Below are 5,367 nucleotides of genomic sequence, written 5' to 3'. Positions count from 1 at the left end.
CGGTGTGGTGGTGTTGTTTGAGAACTCAACAGTGTGTTTTGTTTGTGATAGTGCCAAATTTTTTGTTTGGTTGCGACCCTTTCACATCCCTGTCGTGGGGGTCGCGTTTTTTGAACAGCCAGTTTGTTTGGTTTGTTTTTTGCTTGGATTGTGCTTTTTGTAGTGCTGAGAAGCTTTTATGGAGAGTTTGATCCTGGCTCAGGACGAACGCTGGCGGCGTGCTTAACACATGCAAGTCGAACGGTAAGGCCCTTTCGGGGGTACACGAGTGGCGAACGGGTGAGTAACACGTGGGTAATCTGCCCTGCACTTCGGGATAAGCCTGGGAAACCGGGTCTAATACCGGATATGAGCTCCTGCCGCATGGTGGGGGTTGGAAAGTTTTTCGGTGCAGGATGAGTCCGCGGCCTATCAGCTTGTTGGTGGGGTAATGGCCTACCAAGGCGACGACGGGTAGCCGGCCTGAGAGGGTGATCGGCCACACTGGGACTGAGACACGGCCCAGACTCCTACGGGAGGCAGCAGTGGGGAATATTGCACAATGGGCGAAAGCCTGATGCAGCGACGCCGCGTGGGGGATGACGGTCTTCGGATTGTAAACTCCTTTCAGTAGGGACGAAGCGAAAGTGACGGTACCTGCAGAAGAAGCACCGGCCAACTACGTGCCAGCAGCCGCGGTAATACGTAGGGTGCAAGCGTTGTCCGGAATTACTGGGCGTAAAGAGCTCGTAGGCGGTTTGTCACGTCGTCTGTGAAATCCTCCAGCTCAACTGGGGGCGTGCAGGCGATACGGGCAGACTTGAGTACTACAGGGGAGACTGGAATTCCTGGTGTAGCGGTGAAATGCGCAGATATCAGGAGGAACACCGGTGGCGAAGGCGGGTCTCTGGGTAGTAACTGACGCTGAGGAGCGAAAGCATGGGGAGCAAACAGGATTAGATACCCTGGTAGTCCATGCCGTAAACGGTGGGCGCTAGGTGTGGGGTCCTTCCACGGATTCCGTGCCGTAGCTAACGCATTAAGCGCCCCGCCTGGGGAGTACGGCCGCAAGGCTAAAACTCAAAGGAATTGACGGGGGCCCGCACAAGCGGCGGAGCATGTGGATTAATTCGATGCAACGCGAAGAACCTTACCTAGGCTTGACATATACAGGACGACGGCAGAGATGTCGTTTCCCTTGTGGCTTGTATACAGGTGGTGCATGGTTGTCGTCAGCTCGTGTCGTGAGATGTTGGGTTAAGTCCCGCAACGAGCGCAACCCCTGTCTCATGTTGCCAGCACGTTATGGTGGGGACTCGTGAGAGACTGCCGGGGTCAACTCGGAGGAAGGTGGGGATGACGTCAAATCATCATGCCCCTTATGTCTAGGGCTTCACACATGCTACAATGGCTAGTACAGAGGGCTGCGAGACCGCGAGGTGGAGCGAATCCCTTAAAGCTAGTCTCAGTTCGGATTGGGGTCTGCAACTCGACCCCATGAAGTCGGAGTCGCTAGTAATCGCAGATCAGCATTGCTGCGGTGAATACGTTCCCGGGCCTTGTACACACCGCCCGTCACGTCATGAAAGTCGGTAACACCCGAAGCCGGTGGCCTAACCCTTGTGGAGGGAGCCGTCGAAGGTGGGATCGGCGATTGGGACGAAGTCGTAACAAGGTAGCCGTACCGGAAGGTGCGGCTGGATCACCTCCTTTCTAAGGAGCACTCACCTCGCCTGTTGGTGGGGTCAGAGTTAGCGCCTGGTTCGTGCCCGTTCGTGGTGCGCTGGGTGGCTCATTGGGTGGAACACTATTGCGTAGGACTCGCCGTGATCTTCGGCGCCGGCTCAGGGCTGGTTGTCGGGGGGAGCGTGGTTCGGACAAAACACACTGTTGGGTGTCTGAGACAGCACCGTGAGCATCCCTGGTTTGTTGGGGGTGTGGGTTGTTTCTGATGGCACTGATTCCCGAGATGCTCTTTTCGGCCGGTTGGCTGGGGGTGTGGGTGGGGTTGGTGTGTGTTGTTTGAGAACTGCACAGTGGACGCGAGCATCTTTAATTGTTTGTGAATGTAAGTGTGTAAGAGCACACGGTGGATGCCTTGGCACCAAGAGCCGATGAAGGACGTAGGAGGCTGCGATAAGCCTCGGGGAGCTGCCAACCGAGCTGTGATCCGAGGGTGTCCGAATGGGGGAACCCAGCGCGCGTGATGGCGTGTTACCCACATCTGAATACATAGGGTGTGTGGAGGGAACGCGGGGAAGTGAAACATCTCAGTACCCGCAGGAAGAGAAAACAACAGTGATTCCGTCAGTAGCGGCGAGCGAACGCGGAAGAGGCTAAACCGCATGCGTGTGATACCCGGCAGGGGTTGCGTGTGTGGTGTTGTGGGGCATGATGTCCTGGTTCTGCCGGATCAGGCGCTTGATAGTCCGCGGGTTAGGGGAACGACTTGGAAGGGTCGGCCGTAGAGGGTGAGAGTCCCGTACCTGAAAACTTTGTGGCTGGGCGATTTGTGTTCCCAAGTAGCAGCGGGCCCGTGAAATCTGCTGTGAATCTGCCGGGACCACCCGGTAAGCCTAAATACTCCTTGGTGACCGATAGCGGATTAGTACCGTGAGGGAATGGTGAAAAGTACCCCGGGAGGGGAGTGAAATAGTACCTGAAACCGTGTGCTTACAATCCGTCAGAGGCTTTCGGGCTGATGGCGTGCCTTTTGAAGAATGAGCCTGCGAGTTAGTGGTATGTCGCGAGGTTAACCCGTGTGGGGAAGCCGTAGCGAAAGCGAGTCCTAATAGGGCGAGTATAGTGGCATGCTCTAGACCCGAAGCGGAGTGATCTACCCATGGCCAGTGTGAAGCGACGGTAAGACGTCGTGGAGGCGCGAACCCACTTAGGTTGAAAACTGAGGGGATGAGTTGTGGGTAGGGGTGAAAGGCCAATCAAACTCCGTGATAGCTGGTTCTCCCCGAAATGCATTTAGGTGCAGCGTCGCATGTTTCACCTCGGAGGTAGAGCTACTGGATGGCCGATGGGCCCTACAAGGTTACTGACGTCAGCCAAACTCCGAATGCCGAGGTGTGAGAGTGCGGCAGTGAGACTGTGGGGGATAAGCTTCATAGTCGAGAGGGAAACAGCCCAGATCGCCGGCTAAGGCCCCTAAGCGTGTACTAAGTGGAAAAGGATGTGGGATCGCTGAGACAGCCAGGAGGTTGGCTTAGAAGCAGCCACCCTTGAAAGAGTGCGTAATAGCTCACTGGTCAAGTGGTCCTGCGCCGACAATTTAGCGGGGCTCAAGTACACCGCCGAAGCCGCGGCACTCACACAATAACCTCCTCCGGGCAGGTGTGTGGGTGGGTAGGGGAGCGTCGTGTGGCCATAGAAGCGTCGGAGTGATCCAGGCGTGGAGGCCACACGAGTGAGAATGCAGGCATGAGTAGCGAATGACGAGTGAGAAACTCGTCCGCCGAATGATCAAGGGTTCCTGGGTCAAGCTAATCTGCCCAGGGTGAGTCGGGACCTAAGGCGAGGCCGACAGGCGTAGTCGATGGACAACGGGTTGATATTCCCGTACCCGTGTGTGCGCGCCCATGGTGAATCAGTGATACTAACCGCCCTGAATGGCCTAGAGCATCCTTCGGGATGACGTGGTCTGGATGCGCGGGACCTGATCTGGTAGTAGCCAAGCGATGGGGTGACGCAGGAAGGTAGCTGGGCCAGTCAGTGGTTGTACTGGTGTAAGAGTGTAGGCCGTGACATAGGCAAATCCGTGTCACATTAAGGCTGAGACTTGATGCATACCCGTTGTGGGGAATTCAGTGATCCTATGCTGCCGAGAAAAGCCTCTAGTGAGTTCATACACGGCCCGTACCCCAAACCGACACAGGTGATCAGGTAGAGAATACCAAGGCGATCGAGAGAACTGTGGTTAAGGAACTCGGCAAAATACCCCCGTAACTTCGGGAGAAGGGGGGCCATGCCCGGTGAACATCTTCACGGTGGGAGCTGGGTGTGGTCGCAGAGACCAGAGAGAAGCGACTGTTTACTAAAAACACAGGTCCGTGCGAAGACGTAAGTCGATGTATACGGACTGACGCCTGCCCGGTGCTGGAAGGTTAAGAGGACCGGTTAGCCGCAAGGCGAAGCTGAGAATTTAAGCCCCAGTAAACGGCGGTGGTAACTATAACCATCCTAAGGTAGCGAAATTCCTTGTCGGGTAAGTTCCGACCTGCACGAATGGCGTAACGACTTCTCTGCTGTCTCGACCACAGACTCGGCGAAATTGCACTACGAGTAAAGATGCTCGTTACGCGCGGCAGGACGAAAAGACCCCGGGACCTTTACTATAGCTTGGTATTGGCGTTCGATTCGGTTTGTGTAGGATAGGTGGGAGACTGTGAAGCATGCACGCCAGTGTGTGTGGAGTCGTTGTTGAAATACCACTCTGATCGTATTGGACGTCTAACCTCGGCCCATGATCTGGGTTAGGGACAGTGCCTGGTGGGTAGTTTAACTGGGGCGGTTGCCTCCTAAAGAGTAACGGAGGCGCCCAAAGGTTCCCTCAGCCTGGATGGCAATCAGGTGTTGAGTGCAAGTGCACAAGGGAGCTTGACTGTGAGACTGACACGTCGAGCAGGGACGAAAGTCGGGACTAGTGATCCGGCACCGGCAAGTGGAAGCGGTGTCGCTCAACGGATAAAAGGTACCCCGGGGATAACAGGCTGATCTTCCCCAAGAGTCCATATCGACGGGATGGTTTGGCACCTCGATGTCGGCTCGTCGCATCCTGGGGCTGGAGTAGGTCCCAAGGGTTGGGCTGTTCGCCCATTAAAGCGGCACGCGAGCTGGGTTTAGAACGTCGTGAGACAGTTCGGTCTCTATCCGCCGCGCGCGTAAGAAACTTGAGGAAAGCTGTCCCTAGTACGAGAGGACCGGGACGGACGAACCTCTGGTGTGCCAGTTGTTCCACCAGGAGCATCGCTGGTTAGCTACGTTCGGAAGGGATAACCGCTGAAAGCATCTAAGCGGGAAGCCTGTTCCAAGATGAGGTTTCTCACCACCTTGCGTGGTTAAGGCCCCCCACAGACCATGGGGTTGATAGGCCGGAACTGGAAGCGCAGCAATGCGTGGAGGTGACCGGTACTAATCGGCCGAGGGCTTACACACAAACAAGCCAAAGAATTTGTTACGCGTCCACTGTGCAGTATCTGAAACAACACACCCATCCGCGGTCTCGATCGCGGGTCGGGCCTTGTTTCACAGAGTTACGGCGGCCATAGCGGCAGGGAAACGCCCGGTCCCATTCCGAACCCGGAAGCTAAGCCTGCCAGCGCCGATGGTACTGCACTCGTGAGGGTGTGGGAGAGTAGGTCACCGCCGAACACAACTTCA

General features: G+C 56.1%; 3 rRNA genes. All 3 read left to right on the top strand.

Features of this window, described 5'->3' with window-relative positions:
- Positions 1-175: 175 nt before the first annotated feature.
- Positions 176-1,692 (top strand): 16S ribosomal RNA (locus G6018_RS00630).
- A gap of 353 nt (positions 1,693-2,045) precedes the next feature.
- Positions 2,046-5,142: ribosomal RNA gene (locus tag G6018_RS00625) — 23S ribosomal RNA — on the top strand.
- A gap of 99 nt (positions 5,143-5,241) precedes the next feature.
- Positions 5,242-5,358, top strand: a 5S ribosomal RNA gene (rrf, locus tag G6018_RS00620).
- Together the 16S, 23S and 5S rRNA genes form the textbook arrangement of a ribosomal RNA operon.
- The last annotated feature ends 9 nt before the right edge of the window (positions 5,359-5,367 follow it).

Source organism: Dietzia sp. DQ11-44 (assembly GCF_014145205.1).
Lineage (GTDB): Bacteria > Actinomycetota > Actinomycetes > Mycobacteriales > Mycobacteriaceae > Dietzia > Dietzia natronolimnaea.
Note: the sequence above shows the minus strand (reverse complement) of the source record. Positions and strands in the feature narration are given on the sequence as shown.